Consider the following 15,640-nt stretch of genomic DNA (forward strand, 5'->3'; position numbering starts at 1 on the left):
GAGCAGATCATCGCGGCGCTCGAGGAGGCGGGGCCGACCGCCGCCCCCGCCTCCTCGAGCGCCGCGATGATCTGCTCGTCGGTCACACCAGGGGTCGCGTGCATGGTCCGGATGACGTTGACGATCTGCTCGCGGCTCAGGCCGTAGCGCGCACCGATGCCCATCAACACGGCCTCGGCGTCGGCCCGGGTCTGTTCGATATTCTCCTCGTTCACCGTCGGCGACTCGGGGGGCTCGGCTGGCGGAGGCTCGTCGCCGCCGCTGACCGGAGGCTCGTTGATCAGCAGGCACGCGGGGTTGAAGTCGAGGTCGACCAGCTCGACGCTCGCGCTCGGCTCGCCCCCGTCGAACACCTCGAGGGTGCAGCTCATGATCCGGTCGAGCTGCGGATCGAGGGGCGCGAAGCGGCCGCCGTGGCCGCGGAGTTCGGGACCAAAGCAGCTGGTCGGGGGCATCGCGCCGCCGCCCCCCGCCCCACACTGATTGCTCGTGGCGAGGTCCGAGCGGTTGGTGCCGAGGTGGGTGAAGGGCGAGCCGGGCTGGCCGGGGCGCAGGCTGAGGCCGAGCTCGTTGGGCATCGCCGCGAGCTCCTCGGCGAACTCGCAGGTCCGCTTGGACTTGCAGGTCCGGTTGTAGAAGTTGAGCTCGATCAGCGCGCAGTCGCCCTCACCGAGGAGCTCGAGGTTGACCATCGCGTCGAGCAGGCCCTCGGGGTAGAGCCCGCTGCGGCGCAGCTTCTCGCGGGCGGTCAGGTCCGGCAGCCAGGCCCCGAGGGTGTCGAGGGTCAGGCCCTGGCCGAGCGCCGAGGACCGGTTGGGCCCCTTGTAGAGCTGGCAGCGGACCGTGCTGCAGGTGTTGGTGTCCTCGGTGTAGAAGGTGTCGAAGTCGGTCCCGTTGGCCGGAAACTCGGGCACGACCACGGTGTTGTCCTCGATCCGAAGCTGGAGCAGGCGCCACCCCTGAGGCTGGGCGAAGTGCTTGACGGCGTCGAACAGCAGCAGCTCGATCGGCAGCGCCTGATCCCAGACGACCTTGGCGAGCACGGGCTGACCGCGGTCGAGCAGGTCTTGCATGGTCGCGGTCACAGCCTCGACGTAGCCGGCCTCGAGCCCGACGAGCTCGGCCTCGGACAGGCAGCGCATGCCCTCGACCACACCAGTCAGGGCCGGGAGCGCGGCCCAGATCCGCTCGTCCTCGTCGTGCTCGCGCAGCGCGTCGTGAAAGCGGCTCAGGTACGATCCCTCGACCCGGACGCTGCCGTCGTCGGCGGTGTAGCGATCGTGGAGCACGGCGTTGTTGCAGCTGCGGCGCTCGGCGACCGGGCTCGCGGCCAACGCCGGGCTGTAGATGGCCGTGCGGGCGGCGACCACGTGGCCCAGGACCTCCTGCCAGCGCTGCTGCTCGGCGGTCGTCAGCAGGGTGTCCTCGGCCGGGATCGCGTTGAGCAGCGCGACCGCCTCGGCGTCGATCGTGCTCGCCATGGTCGTGAGCTGCGCCTCGACCCAGCTGTGATCGAGGGCCCCGGGGCTCCCGGCCGGCCACGGCTCGAGCCCGGGCAGCGGTTGGATCGGCAGCGGCGGCTCGGTCGGGCTCGGGGTCGGCGCGGGCGCGACCGGGGGGAAGCGCTCCGGCAAAGCCGCGGCCAGCGTCGGCGAGACCGGGACGGCCTCGCGGATCAAGTAGGCGCGCTGCTGGGCCAGCCACTGCTGCCGACGGCGCTCGTGGTCGGTCGCCATCATGCTCATGCGCAGCGCCGTCGCGCGCATCCGGTCAACCCGATCCTGCGACGGGAACAGCTCGACCAGGCCGTCGGCGCCGACCGTGATCAGGTCTTCGCGTCCGTCACCGGTGACGTCGGCCGTCCAGCAGCGCTCACCCGGATCACAAGGCGAGTCGAGGAGCACCACGAGGTCGCCGAAGGCCCCGAACTGAGCCGGCCACCAGTGGATCTGCCGGGCCATCGGCGGTTCCCCACACTGCTGCTGATAGTCGCCGCAGCAATCACCGTATTGGGTGCATGACTCATCGCACCAGCACGACCCCGCCGAACCGCCGCACACGCCCTCGCAGGTGTCACCGCTGACACAGATCGCTTGATAGTCGGCGCAACAGTCACCGTATTGGGTGCATGACTCATCGCACCAGCACGACCCCGCAGAGCCCCCGCACGAGCCCGAGCACGAGCTGCTGTCGGGCTCGATCGTCTCGGGGAAAGTCGCGATCACGTCGGCCGCCCAGTCGCCGTCGAAGTCACCTAGTTGGCACTCGGCCCCGTCGGGACAGACGAGCCGGGCCGCGGCGTCGTCGGACCAGATCTGGGCGCTGCCAAACTCGGTCCCGGTCGAGAGCCCGACCCGCGTGACGGGGTAGCCGACCTCGCGGCCAAACTCGACCAGATCTGCGGCTCCGTCCCCGTCGACATCGCCGAGCCGGCAGATCGAGTCTGCGTTGACACACCACCCGCTGGCCCAGGTGCTGACCTCGGCGCCGGAGCCCTGACCGCCGAGGTAGACCCGGACCAGACCGGCGTCGTCGGCCTGGCCCTCGAACGCGACCAGATCGGCGATCCCGTCGCCGCTGACGTCGCCCGCGGTGCAGCTGTGCTCGGGGCCGCAAAACCCTACCGTCCACTGTTTGGGGGCCTCAAAGCCCTCGGGCAGGCCGTTGGCGACCCAGACTTCGGCCTCGACCCCCGCGGCGAAACGAACCAGCTCCGGGCGGCCATCGCCCGACAGGTCGACCGCCATGCATGCGTCGCCGTCGTAGCAAAAGTCCTCCGCGACCGGCTCCATCGGGCCAAAATTCCAGCCGTTGGAGTAGCCAACGGTGACGGTTCCGGGCGCGTCGAAGAGTCCGAAATGGTCGAAGCGAACCAGGTCCTCGCGGCCATCGGCGTTGACGTCGATCGTCGTACACCCGGTGCCATCGGGGCACTGCGCGGCGCGGTATGTGGGGTCGCTGGCGAAAGACCGCGCTCCGATGTCGTCGCCGGTCGGCCGTGGGCTCGAACGCAGCGTATCAGCGTCGGGCTCCGCCGCCGGATCCGAGGACTGAGGCACGCACCCGACGATCAAGATCGCGAGCGGTAGCCCAACCCATGGACTTGGAGCAGTTCGAATGGCATGGCGAGTCGTTTTCGTCATTGCGAGGAGGGCCGATGCACGACGACCGCGAGCGTTCCCGTGCGTTATCGTGAGCTCACTCTCGGACCTAGGGCTGCGTGTCGCGCGTGTGACCTGTGACCGGTGACCGGTGACCGGGTTATCCCCTCAACCATGGACTCGATCATTGCGAAAGCGATGAGGGCTGGGCGCCTGCGCCCCGATCCTCTCGACCGCGAGCAGGTCGCCGCCGAGGTTGGCGCGGTCCTGTTCGGGGTCGACTCGCCGGTCTCGGTCGGTCGCTTCGAGGTCGAGTCGCGGATCGGCTCGGGCGGGATGGGCGTCGTCTACCGAGGCTACGATCCCGAGCTCGATCGGCGCGTCGCGATCAAGCTCGTGGATCTGCGCCGGGTCGGAGCCAACACCGACGAGGCCCGGACGCGCTCGAGTAGCGAGGCGCGGGCGCTCGCGCGCTTGAAGCACCCCAACGTGGTCGCGGTTCACGACGTCGGAGTGCTCGACAGCGATCGCCTGCATCCGCGGCTCTACCTGGTCATGGAGCACGTCGACGGGCCGACGCTGCGCGAGTGGATGACCGTGACCCGGCCCCTGGCCGAGCGGATGAAGATCTTGGTCGAGAGCGGTCGCGGGCTCGCGGCCTGCCACGCCGCCGAGCTGGTCCACGGTGACTTCAAGCCCGAGAACATCCTCATCGGCGCCGACGGGCGGGCGCGAGTCGCTGATTTTGGTCTGGCCCTGCCGGTCTTCGCGCTCGATCACCCCGCGGCTCGCCCCCAAGAGCGCGGCGAGACCCGCCCCCTCGCGCCCGAAGGGCTCGCCGACACCGCCGAGTCCGACCAGTACTCGACCCAGCCCGACTTCACGCTCAGCGGGGTGTTTGGGACTCCGGCCTACATCGCGCCCGAGCAGTTTCGTGGTCAAAAGGTCGACGCGCGCGCCGATCAATTCAGCTTTTGTGTCGTCGCCTGCGAGCTGATCTACGGTCAGCGCCCCTTCGCGGGCGTCAGCCTCGCGACCCTCGCCGCGGCCGCGCAGGCTGGCGAGCTGGTCGAGCTCGACCTCGATCGCGCGCCGCGATCGATCTGGGCGGTGATCCGAAAGGGTCTCGCGCCCGCCCCCGACGATCGCTTTGCGAGCATGGATGAGCTGCTCGCGGCCCTCGACGCAGCGCTGGCCGAGCCGGTCCGCCGGCGGCGAGTCGCGATCGCGGCCGGGCTCAGTCTCATGTTGCTCGCCGCGGGTGGCTTCGTCGCCCGCGCCTGGCAGCTCGGCTCCGCGGGGCCCGAGCTCGCCCCCCAACCCAGCTGCGTGGCCGCCGAAGACCGGATCGTCACGGTCTGGCAACCCGAGCGGATCGACACGATCACCGCCCGGCTCGCCGACGCCGAGCGCCTCGGCGGGGCCTCGGCCGCGCTCGTCACCGCGCAGATCAACACCTACGTCGACAGCTGGGCCAGCGCGTGGACCCAAGCTTGCGACCCCGGTCAGACCGCCGCGTCCCGCGAGCGGATGCACGCGTGTCTCGACGGGCGGCTGCTCGAGCTCGGCGCGGTCCTCGATGTCCTCGATGACCCGCCCGCGCAGCTGAGCGCGCCGCTCGCAACCCTCAGCACGCTGACCCCGGTTGCGACCTGCCTCGACGCCGACGACCTCGACGCCGAGCGTCCGGTCCCGCCCGCGCCCGAGCTCCGGCGCGCGGTCGAGCAGGTTCGCAATCAGCTGCTGTCGGCCTCGTACATCGCCGCCAACGGGGCCGATCACGACCGGGCCCTGGCCCTGGCCCGCGAAGGGCTGAAGCAGGCGACCGAGCTCGGCTTCAGGCCGCTCGAGGCCGAGGCCGAGCTTCAGCTCGGCCGCGCCTTGTGGCACGCCGACGAGTTCGACGCCGCCGCGGACATGATCGAGCGTGCCCACCGCAGCGCCCAGGCGGCTCGCCACGCGACCGCGCTCGCCGACGCGGCCCTGACCCGGGTTCAGATCGCCTACCAGGTCGCCGACTTCCCCGCGGCTCGGACGTGGCTGCTCGACGCCACCGCGGCGATCGAGGCGACCGGCGGCGACGGCGATCGGAGCGTCCAGCTGCACGTGGCCGAGTGCATGTTGGAGATGATGGCGGGCGCCTACCTCCGGGCGGTCGAGCCCTGCGAGGTCGCCCAGGGCTTGATCGACGGCGGCGTCCCGGTCGACGCGAAGACCCAGCTCTCGGTCGTCGCCAACCTCGCGACCGCGGAGCTCAGCGCGGGCTTGCTCGACCGCGCCGACACGCACTTCGCCGAGAGCGTCGCCGTGCTCCACGCGCGCTTCGGGCCAAACCACATCAAGCTCGCGACCTTGACCCTCAACTGGGGACACGTCGCCTTCGAGCAGGGCGACTACGAGCTCGCCCGGTCGCGCTACCAGACCGCGCTCGACCAGCTCGAGCGGCTCGGCAACGCCGACAGCTCGACCGCCCACGCGGTCCTCGTCGGGCTTGGCGACGCCGAGCTCGAGCTCGGAGATCTCGACCAAGCCGAGGCAGCCTACGCCGAGGCCGCGTCGATCGGCGCGCGAACTGGCGACTACTGGGGCGCTCACTCGGGCCAAAATGGCCTCGGCCGGGTCGCGCTCGCGCGCGGGGATCACCGCGCGGCTCTGGCGATCTGGTCGGCCCAGCTCGACCAGGCCACCGAGCAACTCGACGCGCACCACCCGTGGCGGATCGACCTCGAGGTCAACGTCGCCCAGGCTCAGATCCTGGTCGGCCGCGAGCAGCTTGGCTTCGCCGCGCTCGATGCAGCGATCGCCAAGCTCGAGGCCCGCTTTGGTCCCGAGCACCGCGAGCTCATCGACGATCTACAGGTTCGGGCGTGGGTGGCTCGGCACACGGGTCGCTGGCGGACCTGCGTCGCCGACCTTGGCCGCGCGGCCGCGATCGAAGCCCGTGAGCATGGCCCGAGCTCGGCGAGGCTCGCCAGCATCCACGCCGAGCTCGACGCGTGCGAGCGTCGGGTGCCCGCTCAGGGCCGATCTCGCTGACTCGGGGCGGGCGTCCACGCCCACCGCCGTCGTCTTCCTGACCGAGAACCGAGAACCTTTGACCGGGCGGCGGGTCAGCGGACCACGAACACGGCATCGAGGGCCGCCTGCATCCGATCCAGGAGCGCAGCCGCGCCCGGCTCCATCCGACTCGGCAGGGGCGTGAGCGACCGCGTCTCGATGACCGCGTCGAACGCCTCGGGCAGCACGTCGACCAGGCGACCGATGCCCGGATCATCCGGGACCGCGCCCGTGATCCCCAAGAGCAGCCCTTCGCCCCGGGCAGCGGCCGCGCGCAGCAACAGCTGATCGTTCGACGTCAGCTTCGGCTGGGGCAGCCATGACAGATCGACCCCGGCCATGGCGTCCAGCGCTGGCCGCCACACGAGCACCGGGTGCTGGGCCACCGCGCTGAGATCAGCCGGGACGCCGTGCTTGGCGAGGAACTCAGGCGACGCCACGAGCCCGATGTCATGGCGCATCATGAGCCGCCCATAGCCCTGCCCGCTCAGCGGCGGTCGGCCAAAGTACACCATCAGATCGAAGGGATCGTTGAGATGTGCGAGGGGCGACTCCACCTCGCGAATCTCGAGCGACAGTTCGGGCAGCGCGGCCCAGATAACCTGAAGAATGACGTGCCTCGAGACGGCCGGGAGGCCGACGGGGTGCACGATCCTCAGCCGCATGTAGGTCGCGGTAGGCGCGCCCGTGAGCCGGTCACGCAGTTGCTGGATCGAGTCGAGCAGCGCGGGCCCCTCTCGCGCCAGCGTCTGTCCGGCGTGGGTGAGCCGCACGCCCCGCGACTCGTAGACCAGCAGCGCCACACCCACCGCGGACTCGAGCTCGTCGAGGCGGCGGCGCAGCGTGCTCCGCGACCGCCCGGATGCCCGCGCGACCGCGCTGATCGATCCGCCCTTGGCGACCTCGATCAGGATACCCAACGCTTCAACGTCCATCCGCTCCCCTTCAGCGCGAGCGGACATGTTCGACGCGCGGACACCCGATGTCCACCGTTGGGCACCCAGCGTTGATCGATGACCGCTAGCATCGCGGCACAGCACAGGCATCGGCGCAAACGCGCGGATCGGGTCAACACAAAGGGAGAACATCATGAGTGAGAGCACCTACATCGGCCACGTCAGTACCCCGCTCGAGCGAGCGTCGATCGCGCTCGGTACCTTGTTGCTCTCCGCCTGCCCTGCGACCGCCCCCGTCCCGTCCACTGCGCTTCCCCCGCCGATCCGGCCCGTCGCCGAGACCGTCGACCAGCGCGGCGGGCTCGCGATCGCGGACGATCCCTTTGGAGATCACGCTCAGCGAGTCGTCTACCTCGATCAGAACTGGAGCCCGTTCGAGACGCTGTGGTTCTACTTCGCCGATCAGGGGTCGACCCTGCTGCCCTACGCCACGCTCGTGCACCTCGAGCAGCCCGACAGCATGGCCAAGTTCATCGCGCCCGCGAACATGGCGCGCTATCGATTCCTCACCCAAAAGCGCACGCCGAACAACCCCGACGCGCTCCCGGTGGGCTTCGCCCGACACTCGGTCAAGGGCGGCGAGGATATGGTGGGGCTGACATGCGCGGGCTGTCACACCGGCCAGTTCGTCTATGACGGCAACGCCATTCGCGTCGACGGCGCGCCCGCGCTCATCGATCTCTACGGCTTCCTCGCGGGCATCGAAGCCGCGATGACGGCCACCTTGGCCGATGAGGCGAAGCTGGAACGCTTCGCCGCCGCGACCGAGGCCAAGGACACCGCCACCGCCCGCGCCAGCCTTCAGCGCGACCTCACCTGGCTGCGCGACTACATCTCGACGAGCACCTCATCGACCGCGCCTGGCTTGGGGCGCGTCGACGCCATCGGCCTGATCTTCAACCAGGTCATCCGCATGACGAGCGGGTCTCAAAACTCCCTCGATCCCAACGCCCCGACCAGCTACCCCCTGCTCTGGGACGCCCCCCGACATGACTACGTGCAGTGGACCGGCTTCTCGTCCAACGCCGAGGCCGGATCGTTGGGCCGCAACACCGGCGAGGTGATCGGCGTGTTCGGCGACGTGGACGTGGTCAAATACGACACCGAAGAGGCCGCCCAGGCGGGCTACGCCTCATCGGTGCAGGGCCACGAGCTGGTCGCGATGGAAGAGTCGCTGCGCAGCCTCACCTCGCCGCAATGGCCGGACACCATCTTGCCGGCCGTCGACTCTGCCCTCGCCAAGCAAGGCGCCGCCATCTACACCGAGACCTGCGCGGGGTGTCACGCGCCCATCGTGCGCGACGATCCGCGGCGCAGCGTCGTCGCCCAGGTGTATGGGGTCGACAAGGTCGGCACCGATCCCCTCGCGGCGACCAACCTGGTCACCGCCCGTGCACCGACCGGGAAGCTCGAGGGGGCGTGGCGGGCCGACGGCCAGGCGGGTCACTATGGCGCCACCGAGTCGGTCAACACGCTGGTGAGCGACCTGGTGAGCGGCGCCCTGCGGCAGAACAAGGCGGCGGCCCTCAAGGCGGTGACCAACGCGAAACTGCACGGGCAGGACTCCTCGCAGAAGCAGGGCGACTACCCCGCGGCGACGGACGAGAACCCGAGGGCCGATATGCTGGCCTACAAGGCGCGCCCGCTCAACGGCATCTGGGCCGCGTCCCCCTACCTGCACAACGGCTCGGTGCCCACCTTGTATGACCTGCTGCTGCCGCCCGCCGAGCGCCCGACCACCTTCACCGTCGGTCGCTGGACCTACGATCCCAAGAAGGTGGGCTACGTGACCGAGGGCGGGCCCTTCACCTTCGACACCCGCACACCGGGCAACCGCAACATCGGCCATGAGTACGGCACGACGCTGTCGGACGCCGATCGCTGGGCGCTCGTCGAGTACCTCAAGACTCTCTAGCCCCGACCGCCGACCCCAGCAGCGGCGCGCCGCCCCCCCCCGCCGCGCGGGCGCCTGCGCGCGTCGGATGCCTGCTCAGGGCTCGGACCACGACCCGTGACCGCGACGCTCGAGCTCGACTCGGAGCTGTTTGCGGGCCCGGTGGAGCCGGGTGCGGGCGGTCGTGCGATCGATCCCGAGGACCTCGCCGAGCTCGCCCGCGTCGAAGTCCTCCCAGTAGTGGAGCTCGAGGATCAGCTGCTGGTCGACGGCGAGCGAGCGCAGCGCTTCGATCAGCGCGACCTGGCGCTGACCTCGGGCGGCCGCGACGCTCGGTGAGGTCCCGAGGTCGACAGCCGAGCGCAGCTCGAAGTCGATCGGGCTCCCGACCTTGCGGCGAAAAAAGGAGTAGAGCTCGTTGCGGGCAATCGCGAACATGTAGGTCCTGAAGCTCGACTGCTTGCGAAATACGTCGCGGCTCCGAACGCAGGCCAAGAAGGTCCGCTGGACCAGATCCCCGACTTCGTCGCCACCGAGCTTGCTCTCGAAGAACTGGTAGACGCTGTCGAGGTGGCGTTGAAACAGTTGGTTGCCCGCGTCCTGGTCGTCGGCGCGCCAACGATCGAGGAGCTCGAAGTCACTCGGCAGCGAGGGACCGGCGCCCTTCATGAAGACCCCACCAGCGACCCGGCCACGCAGTGCCCGGGGCGTCCAAAGGTGCCCACGCCGAGCGAGGTCCGCGCCCCGTCGAGCGACTCGCTCTGATCCCCGGCCCCCTTCATCGCCCACGCGCATACCTTGACGCCCAGGCGAAATCCAGCGCAGGACAAACCCACACGAGGCACCCAGCGCGAGGCACAGCGCGAAGGGCCCGACCCAACGAGCCCCCCTCCGGGAGGGCGACCGCGGCTGCGCAGCTCAACGGGGCGATCGTCTTTGGAGAACATGAACCGCGACAGCAGCACGCGCTCGCTCGTCGCCAGGGCCTCATCCGTCGTCGGGTGGCTTCGCGCCCTCGGCGAAATTTCCGGCGCGAGGCGACACGATGCATTGCACCACGGGCTGCTAGATCATGGCTGGATGAGCTTCAGCAGTTCCTGCCGAGCCTCGCTAAATCTGCCCCGCCTGATCGAGCCTGCGTCCACCAACACCTGCGCAAGCAACTCGGACTCATCGTCCGCCGCGCTGAACACGATCCGCTCTCGCACCTGCCCGGAACACAACTCGGCGGTCGCCTCCATCCCAACGTCGACGCCACGATCCCAGTGTGCGACGGCCCAGGGTCAACTTCCTCGCCCTCGGTGTCGAGGGGGCGCGGTCTCGCACCCAACTTCGTCGGCACCACGAGTTCGGGGCACGAGGGTGCCGTCGCGGCTCGGTGGGAGTCGCTCATGGGGCGAAATCGAGCTCGAGCTGACCCGGCGGGGTGGGCCTCGGTCGTGGCGGTGGCCGAACGCCGAGCCCGATGTCGGCGAGCACTCGCGCGACGGTGTCGCTGTCGTTGGCGATCTCGACGAGCCGCATCGGCCCGGCGCAGCGCTGGCAGACCAGAGCCTCGACCGCGAACACGCGCCTCAGGAGCCACGCCCACGAGTGCCGAGCGCGCAAGCGCTCGAGCTCGGGTCCTCGTCGTGACCCCGCGCGCGCCCCCAATCACGCGAGCCAGCGCCAGCGTAGGCGTCTGGAGCCCTGGCGGCCGGTGGAGTACCCTCATCGACGATGGGCGGGCGAAACACGACCTGGCTGGCGCTCTTCATCTGCGCGTGCTCAGGCACGCCGAGCGCCGAAGAGGGATCCAGTACCACGGAGCAAAGCGGCACGGACGCGAGCTCGACCACGGGCACCGAGACCGACGACACCGAGACCGACGACACCGAGACCGGTGAGCCGCCGCAGCTGTGTCCGGTCGACCCGCGGATCAACTCCTGTGTGGTCGAGGTCGAGTACAACGGTTTGACGGACGAGCCCTTCACGCTGGCGTGCACGGTCGACAGCGTCAACAACCCGAGCTCCTTCGACCTCGACTGTCCGGATGCCCCAGATGAGCCGCCGAATCTGTTCGGGTTCGACCTGTTCATCAACGTGGAAGGCTTCCCCGCCAGCCTCCCGCTCGAGGTCGGCCAGAGCGTCGAGTTCGAGCACTGGGTTGGCGACGCGTACGCGTCCGCCTGGGCCGTCCGCGACGAGACCCAGCGGCTGCTCGTGCTCGGCTACTCGGGCAACGCGCTCCCCGAAGAGGGTGGCGATCCCGCGCTGGCGCCGAGCCCCGAGTTCTTGGGTGCCCTGCGCGTGGCGTCCGTCGACGACCTGTGCGACACGTTGTGCGAGACGCCCGGCATCGGGGTCCCGCCCGAATGTTCTTGCAAGCGCCAGCTCGCGATCGAGGCGAGCGTGGCCCCCGAGCTCGAGCCGATCCAGATCCTCGATCGCTCGGCGGGGGTCGTCCCGGGCGAGCTCGGCGGTCACATGAGCGTTTGCGAGGCCGTGGCGCGCGAGGACTGCTCGAGCGAGAGCCCCTCGAACCCCCTCAACAAGCCCTACGGGTACTCGTTTGTGTTCATCACGGATCTCGCCGGGTGAGGTCGCGGCTTCACGCTCCACGAGATCAACGAGCGACCGATTCGATGGGGCGCCGGGATGCGTGCCAAGTACGCGCCGTCGTTGTGAAAATTCGCATCCCGCCGGCAGGGCTCCTCGTCCTTGATCAAGCGCTGCGAGCTGAGCGGCGGCGAGTGAGGAGCAACCCCGCCAGGATCAGCGAGAGGAGGCCAGCGGGCGTGCTCGGTGCTCCCGCACAACTCAGCGAGGTGACTGTCCGTGCCGAGGCATACATGCTCGTCGGTCTGAGGCGCGAGCCTCGCTAAAGCTAGAAGTTCGTCGTCAGCTGCAGGTAGACGAACTGGCGCAGGGCCTCCCCCGACAGCGCCCGACCGCCGGACAACTTGGCGACGATCAACCAGCCGAAATTAACCTGCAGCCAGCGGTAGCGAATCGTGCCCTCGATGTCGATCTCGTCGGCCGCCCACGGGTCGCGGTTGTCGAGATCGACCCCGACCAGCTCCCCGCCTGCGGTGAGCCAGCGGCCGTTGGGCTGCGCGAGCACGAACAGGTGGTTGGTCACTTGCAAGTCGAGCTGGACGTCCTCGACTGGCCGACTCTGGACGCGGATCCCGACCGCGGGGTCGACGATGTTGAGCCCACGAAAGCGATCGGCGTGGCCAAACCACCGGTGCCGAGCTCGCCACGGCGCGTAGAAGTCTCGGCTCGTGCCCTCGGTGCACGGCTCGAGCCCTTCGAAGGAGGTCGTCGTGCACGGGCTGCCGCTGGCGTAGTCGAGGCTCAGGCCGCCGCCGAGCTTGACCCCGCCCCTGCCCCCCGACCCGATCTCGCCCGGGGTCAGGTAGTCGAGGCTCGCGTAGGCGGCCGCCGCCCGGTGACGCTGGGGCGCGCCCGGGTTGGTCGGGTTGGGGACCGCCAGGCCCTCGATCGTACCGAGCTGGAAGTAGGCCTCGAGGTCGTAACTGAAGCCCGCCCCGAAGTCGCCGCGGGCGAGCAGGCCCGGGGTGTAGAGATTGCGCGTCTGGTCGGGGGTCTGCTCGTGCGCGCCGTAGACCAGCGCCTCGACCACGAGCGCGTCGTGGATCCGGTAGTGGCCGTCGGCGACCCAGGCCAGGGCGACGTCGCCCGCGACGTGATCGAGCAGCGGGAGGTCAGCGCTCAAGAGCGGGCGCGCGGCCGAGCCGGCGAACAGACCGACGCCGCCGCGCTCGAGATCGAATTTGAGGCGCAGCGCGTCGAACGAGCGCATGCCAGCGCCCCAGGGCCCGGGCCCAAACAGGTGCTCGGTCCCGAGCAGCACCTCCTGCCGCCCGGCGCGGAAGGTCAGCGAGCCCCCGGGCAGGCGGCCGACGTGCTCGACGTAGAGCTGGTGAAAGCCGCTGCGGGCCGGGCCGATCGGATCTCCGAGCACCCGGGCGTCCTGAAACTCGGCGAGGAAGTCGAGGTGATCGGTGCGAGCCTCGAGCCGCGCGCGCAGCCGGTTTGGTACCCGGGTGGTCGACGCGCCCTCCCCGTCGACGCTGCGCGTGCGCGTGAACTCGGCGCGGGTCATCGTCATGACGCCGGCCTCGAACTCGATCGGCGAGGCCGCCGGCTCCTCGAAGGCCGAAGCCGGGGCGGCGTCGAAGATCACGTACTCGCCGGATTCAGGCTCGGATCGGGGGTTGGGCGCGAGCTCGGGCTCGGGCTCGGGCTGCGCGACGAAGAGGACCCAGGAGAGCGCGAAGAAGGACACGAGAGACATCGAGTTACGAGGTGTGCGGAGCGAGGCGGGCTGATCGAGATACTGTGTCGGGCGGTCAAAATCGAGGCTCGGGGGGGCGATTGTCCGCTCGCGCGGACCCCCGAGCCTCAGATCTTCGGCAGCGAGACCGCGCCCATGTCGAACTCCTCGCCCTCGCGCAGCTTCGCGGCGAAGCTCGGCGGTGAGCTCCACCGCCACTTGCCGTCGACCTCGACCGCGACGCTGTAGTCGCCGAGCGGCACCCCTTCAAAGCGGAACCCGCCGACGGCGTCGGTCGTGGCCGAGAACTTGACCTTGGCCGCCGAGCAGGGCGAGCCCTCGGCGTAGAGCCGGACCGTCGGGCACAGCTCGATCGGGGCCTTGGCCGCCCCGCTGCCGCCGATCGAGACCTTGCCCACGAGGGTCGCGGTGCGCACGGCCGGGACCTTGGGCAGCTCGGGACCCGCGCCGACCACGACCATGTGGCTGACGCGGCCGACGAGCTCGGGGAAGCTGCCCGCCGGGTACTCGCGGACCCCCCGCCCCACGTTGACCACGCTCAGGCCCTCGCGCGAGGCGACCCAGAACCGATGCTTGGCGTCGAGGGCCATGGCCTCGGCGGTCCCGCAGTCGTAGCTGCTGCCGGGCATGCGCCACAGCTCGCTCGGCGCGCGTGGATCGACGCGGACGAGATCACACGCGCCCGTCATCAGGCCCGCGTGGCCGGACGCGGCGACGTCGAGGCCCGCGGTGTAGCTGACCAGGCCCTCGCTCTCGATCGCGATCGCGTCGAGCCCGGTCTTGGCGAGCCGGGTCAGCTTGGTGCCGTTGGTCGTGTAGACCGGGCCGCGCGGCGAGGTGATCGGGTTGAGCAGCAGGGGCACGCTGCCGAGCTTCGACACGTCGGTCGGCAGCCACTGCTCGCCCTCGCGGTAGAGCGCGGCCTTCGAGCCGATCGCCCACACCGTACCGTCGCCCGCGACCTCGACCGCGGAGTTGTAGTCGAGGCGAAGCTCGGCGAGCGGCGTCATCTGCCACTCACCGTCGACTCGGGCGCCGACGCCCTTGCTGCCGACCACCCACAGGGTCCCGTCGGGGGCGAGCGCGGCGTGATCGACCGGGGCGACGTCGTCGAAGGAGAAGCGCTCGACCTCGACGAGGGCCTCGCCTTCGATCTTGCGCAGCGAGCGGGCGTCGAGGACGTAGACCCCGTCGTCGGGGCCGATGAACATGTCGGAGATGTGGCGCTCGGGCTTGTCGAGGACCAGCTTCGCGCCGCTTTGATCGAGGCGCACGATGCCCTGGGTGTTGATCACGGCGTAGACCGGGCCGGGCTCGGCGGTCGCGAGCGTCGGCGTCGGGCCGGGCTCGGCGGAGCTGGGCTTGGGCGCTTGGACGCCGTCCGCGGCCGCGTCGCCCGCCTCGTCCGCGGACTTCGGCGCGGCCTCAGCCTCGACCGTGGTCGGCCCCGCGTCGCTCGGGTCCGCGTCGACAGCGACCTGCCCCTCGCCAGCCGCGGCCGGCGAGTGCCTGTCACAGGCCGCCAGCGCGGCGAACGACGCGGCGCAGACGAGGGCCAACTTGGCGTGGGTGCTCACGTCGGCCAAGATACCAGCTCGTCAATCCTCGCCCCCAACCCCGTAGGCCCGGTCCCGGTCGGCGAGCAGCGCCGCGATCGCCCGCTCGAGCGCGGCCCGATCCTCCTCGCCCCCGTGGGCCTGAAAGTTCTGCCGTGCGATGTCCGACGAGAGCTCGGGGTCCGAAGCCACGCTGTTCGCAAACAGCTTCGCCAGCGCCGGGTCGCGCTGCTCGAGCTCTGCCAGCATCCGCTCGCGGGCGGCGACCTGGGCCTGGCGACGAACCCGGTCGAGCAGCTCGGCGTCGACGCACTGGATCACCGGGTCGGGGCTCCGACGAATGATCGAGACCAGCGAGTCGGCCGTCAGCGCGCGCTCGGGCGGGAGCTCGAGGCGCGGATGAAACGAGACCATGTAGAACTCCCGCGGCGGCGGCACGGCGCGCCACGCTTCGCGCAGCGCCGCCAACAAGCCCTCGAAGGCCCGCGGCTGCCACCAGCGGTGACCCGGCGGGATCGGGAAGGTCAGCAGCACGATCTCGGCCTCGCGGTCGGCGTCGACGAGGGCAGCGAGGGTCTGCGCGACTTCGAGCGGGCTCGGCTCGCGCTCGGCGGTGGCCACGAACACGGGCCGATGCACACGCCCCTGCTCGCGCGAGCGTCGAGCGAAGGGACACAGGCCCAGGCCCTCGATGATCTCGCGCTGGTAGCGATCGTGGATCGCCTGGATCACCGCGTCGTCGGGCGGCCAGCCGGGTGGTTCGGACACGGGCC

At 70.3% G+C, this 15,640-nt stretch carries 10 protein-coding genes and 1 pseudogene; 3 read left to right on the forward strand and 8 right to left on the reverse strand.

Annotated features, from left to right (window positions below):
* Positions 1-3,059: pseudogene (locus ENSA5_RS10135) on the reverse strand (hypothetical protein); the annotation flags it as partial.
* 240 nt (positions 3,060-3,299) lie between these two features.
* On the opposite strand from ENSA5_RS10135, the gene ENSA5_RS10140 reads away from it, so the two are divergent.
* Positions 3,300-6,137, forward strand: coding sequence for a serine/threonine-protein kinase (locus ENSA5_RS10140; RefSeq protein WP_181197594.1), 2,838 nt, complete (start codon positions 3,300-3,302; stop codon positions 6,135-6,137).
* 74 nt (positions 6,138-6,211) lie between these two features.
* Here the strand turns inward: ENSA5_RS10140 and ENSA5_RS10145 are convergent, their stop codons facing one another.
* Complete coding sequence (locus ENSA5_RS10145; RefSeq protein WP_181197595.1) at positions 6,212-7,093, reverse strand: LysR family transcriptional regulator; 882 nt, start codon at positions 7,091-7,093, stop codon at positions 6,212-6,214.
* A gap of 154 nt (positions 7,094-7,247) precedes the next feature.
* Here ENSA5_RS10145 and ENSA5_RS10150 point away from each other — a divergent pair, with 154 nt between their 5' ends.
* The gene (locus ENSA5_RS10150) at positions 7,248-9,029 is read left to right on the forward strand and encodes a di-heme-cytochrome C peroxidase (protein ID WP_106391436.1); all 1,782 of its coding nucleotides are present in this window, start codon (positions 7,248-7,250) and stop codon (positions 9,027-9,029) included.
* 75 nt (positions 9,030-9,104) lie between these two features.
* Here the strand turns inward: ENSA5_RS10150 and ENSA5_RS10155 are convergent, their stop codons facing one another.
* The 3 genes from ENSA5_RS10155 to ENSA5_RS10160 all read right to left on the reverse strand — a co-directional run bounded on the left by ENSA5_RS10155 (position 9,105) and on the right by ENSA5_RS10160 (position 10,616).
* A complete protein-coding gene (locus tag ENSA5_RS10155; RefSeq protein ID WP_181197596.1) occupies positions 9,105-9,677 on the reverse strand; it encodes an RNA polymerase sigma factor in 573 nt (190 codons plus the stop codon).
* A gap of 401 nt (positions 9,678-10,078) precedes the next feature.
* Positions 10,079-10,249, reverse strand: a complete 171-nt coding sequence (locus tag ENSA5_RS37390; RefSeq protein WP_181197597.1) for a hypothetical protein — start codon at positions 10,247-10,249, stop codon at positions 10,079-10,081.
* 148 nt (positions 10,250-10,397) lie between these two features.
* On the reverse strand, positions 10,398-10,616 hold the full coding sequence (locus ENSA5_RS10160; protein ID WP_106391438.1) for a hypothetical protein: 219 nt from the start codon (positions 10,614-10,616) through the stop codon (positions 10,398-10,400).
* 111 nt (positions 10,617-10,727) lie between these two features.
* On the opposite strand from ENSA5_RS10160, the gene ENSA5_RS10165 reads away from it, so the two are divergent.
* On the forward strand, positions 10,728-11,588 hold the full coding sequence (locus ENSA5_RS10165) for a hypothetical protein (protein WP_106391439.1): 861 nt from the start codon (positions 10,728-10,730) through the stop codon (positions 11,586-11,588).
* 286 nt (positions 11,589-11,874) lie between these two features.
* Here ENSA5_RS10165 and ENSA5_RS10170 read toward each other — a convergent pair whose 3' ends face one another.
* The 3 genes from ENSA5_RS10170 to ENSA5_RS10180 form a co-directional block, all read right to left on the reverse strand.
* Positions 11,875-13,311, reverse strand: coding sequence for an alginate export family protein (locus ENSA5_RS10170; RefSeq protein ID WP_106391440.1), 1,437 nt, complete (start codon positions 13,309-13,311; stop codon positions 11,875-11,877).
* A 107-nt stretch (positions 13,312-13,418) separates the two neighbouring features.
* Positions 13,419-14,888 carry a carboxypeptidase-like regulatory domain-containing protein gene (locus ENSA5_RS10175; RefSeq protein WP_146155535.1) on the reverse strand — a complete coding sequence of 490 codons (1,470 nt, stop codon included), beginning with the start codon at positions 14,886-14,888 and terminating at the stop codon, positions 13,419-13,421.
* A 21-nt stretch (positions 14,889-14,909) separates the two neighbouring features.
* Positions 14,910-15,635: a DUF1415 family protein gene (locus ENSA5_RS10180; RefSeq protein ID WP_181197598.1), complete on the reverse strand. Its 726-nt coding sequence runs from the start codon at positions 15,633-15,635 to the stop codon at positions 14,910-14,912.
* Positions 15,636-15,640: the final 5 nt, after the last annotated feature.

The organism is Enhygromyxa salina (genome assembly GCF_002994615.1).
Classification (GTDB): Bacteria; Myxococcota_A; Polyangia; order Nannocystales; family Nannocystaceae; genus Plesiocystis; species Plesiocystis salina_A.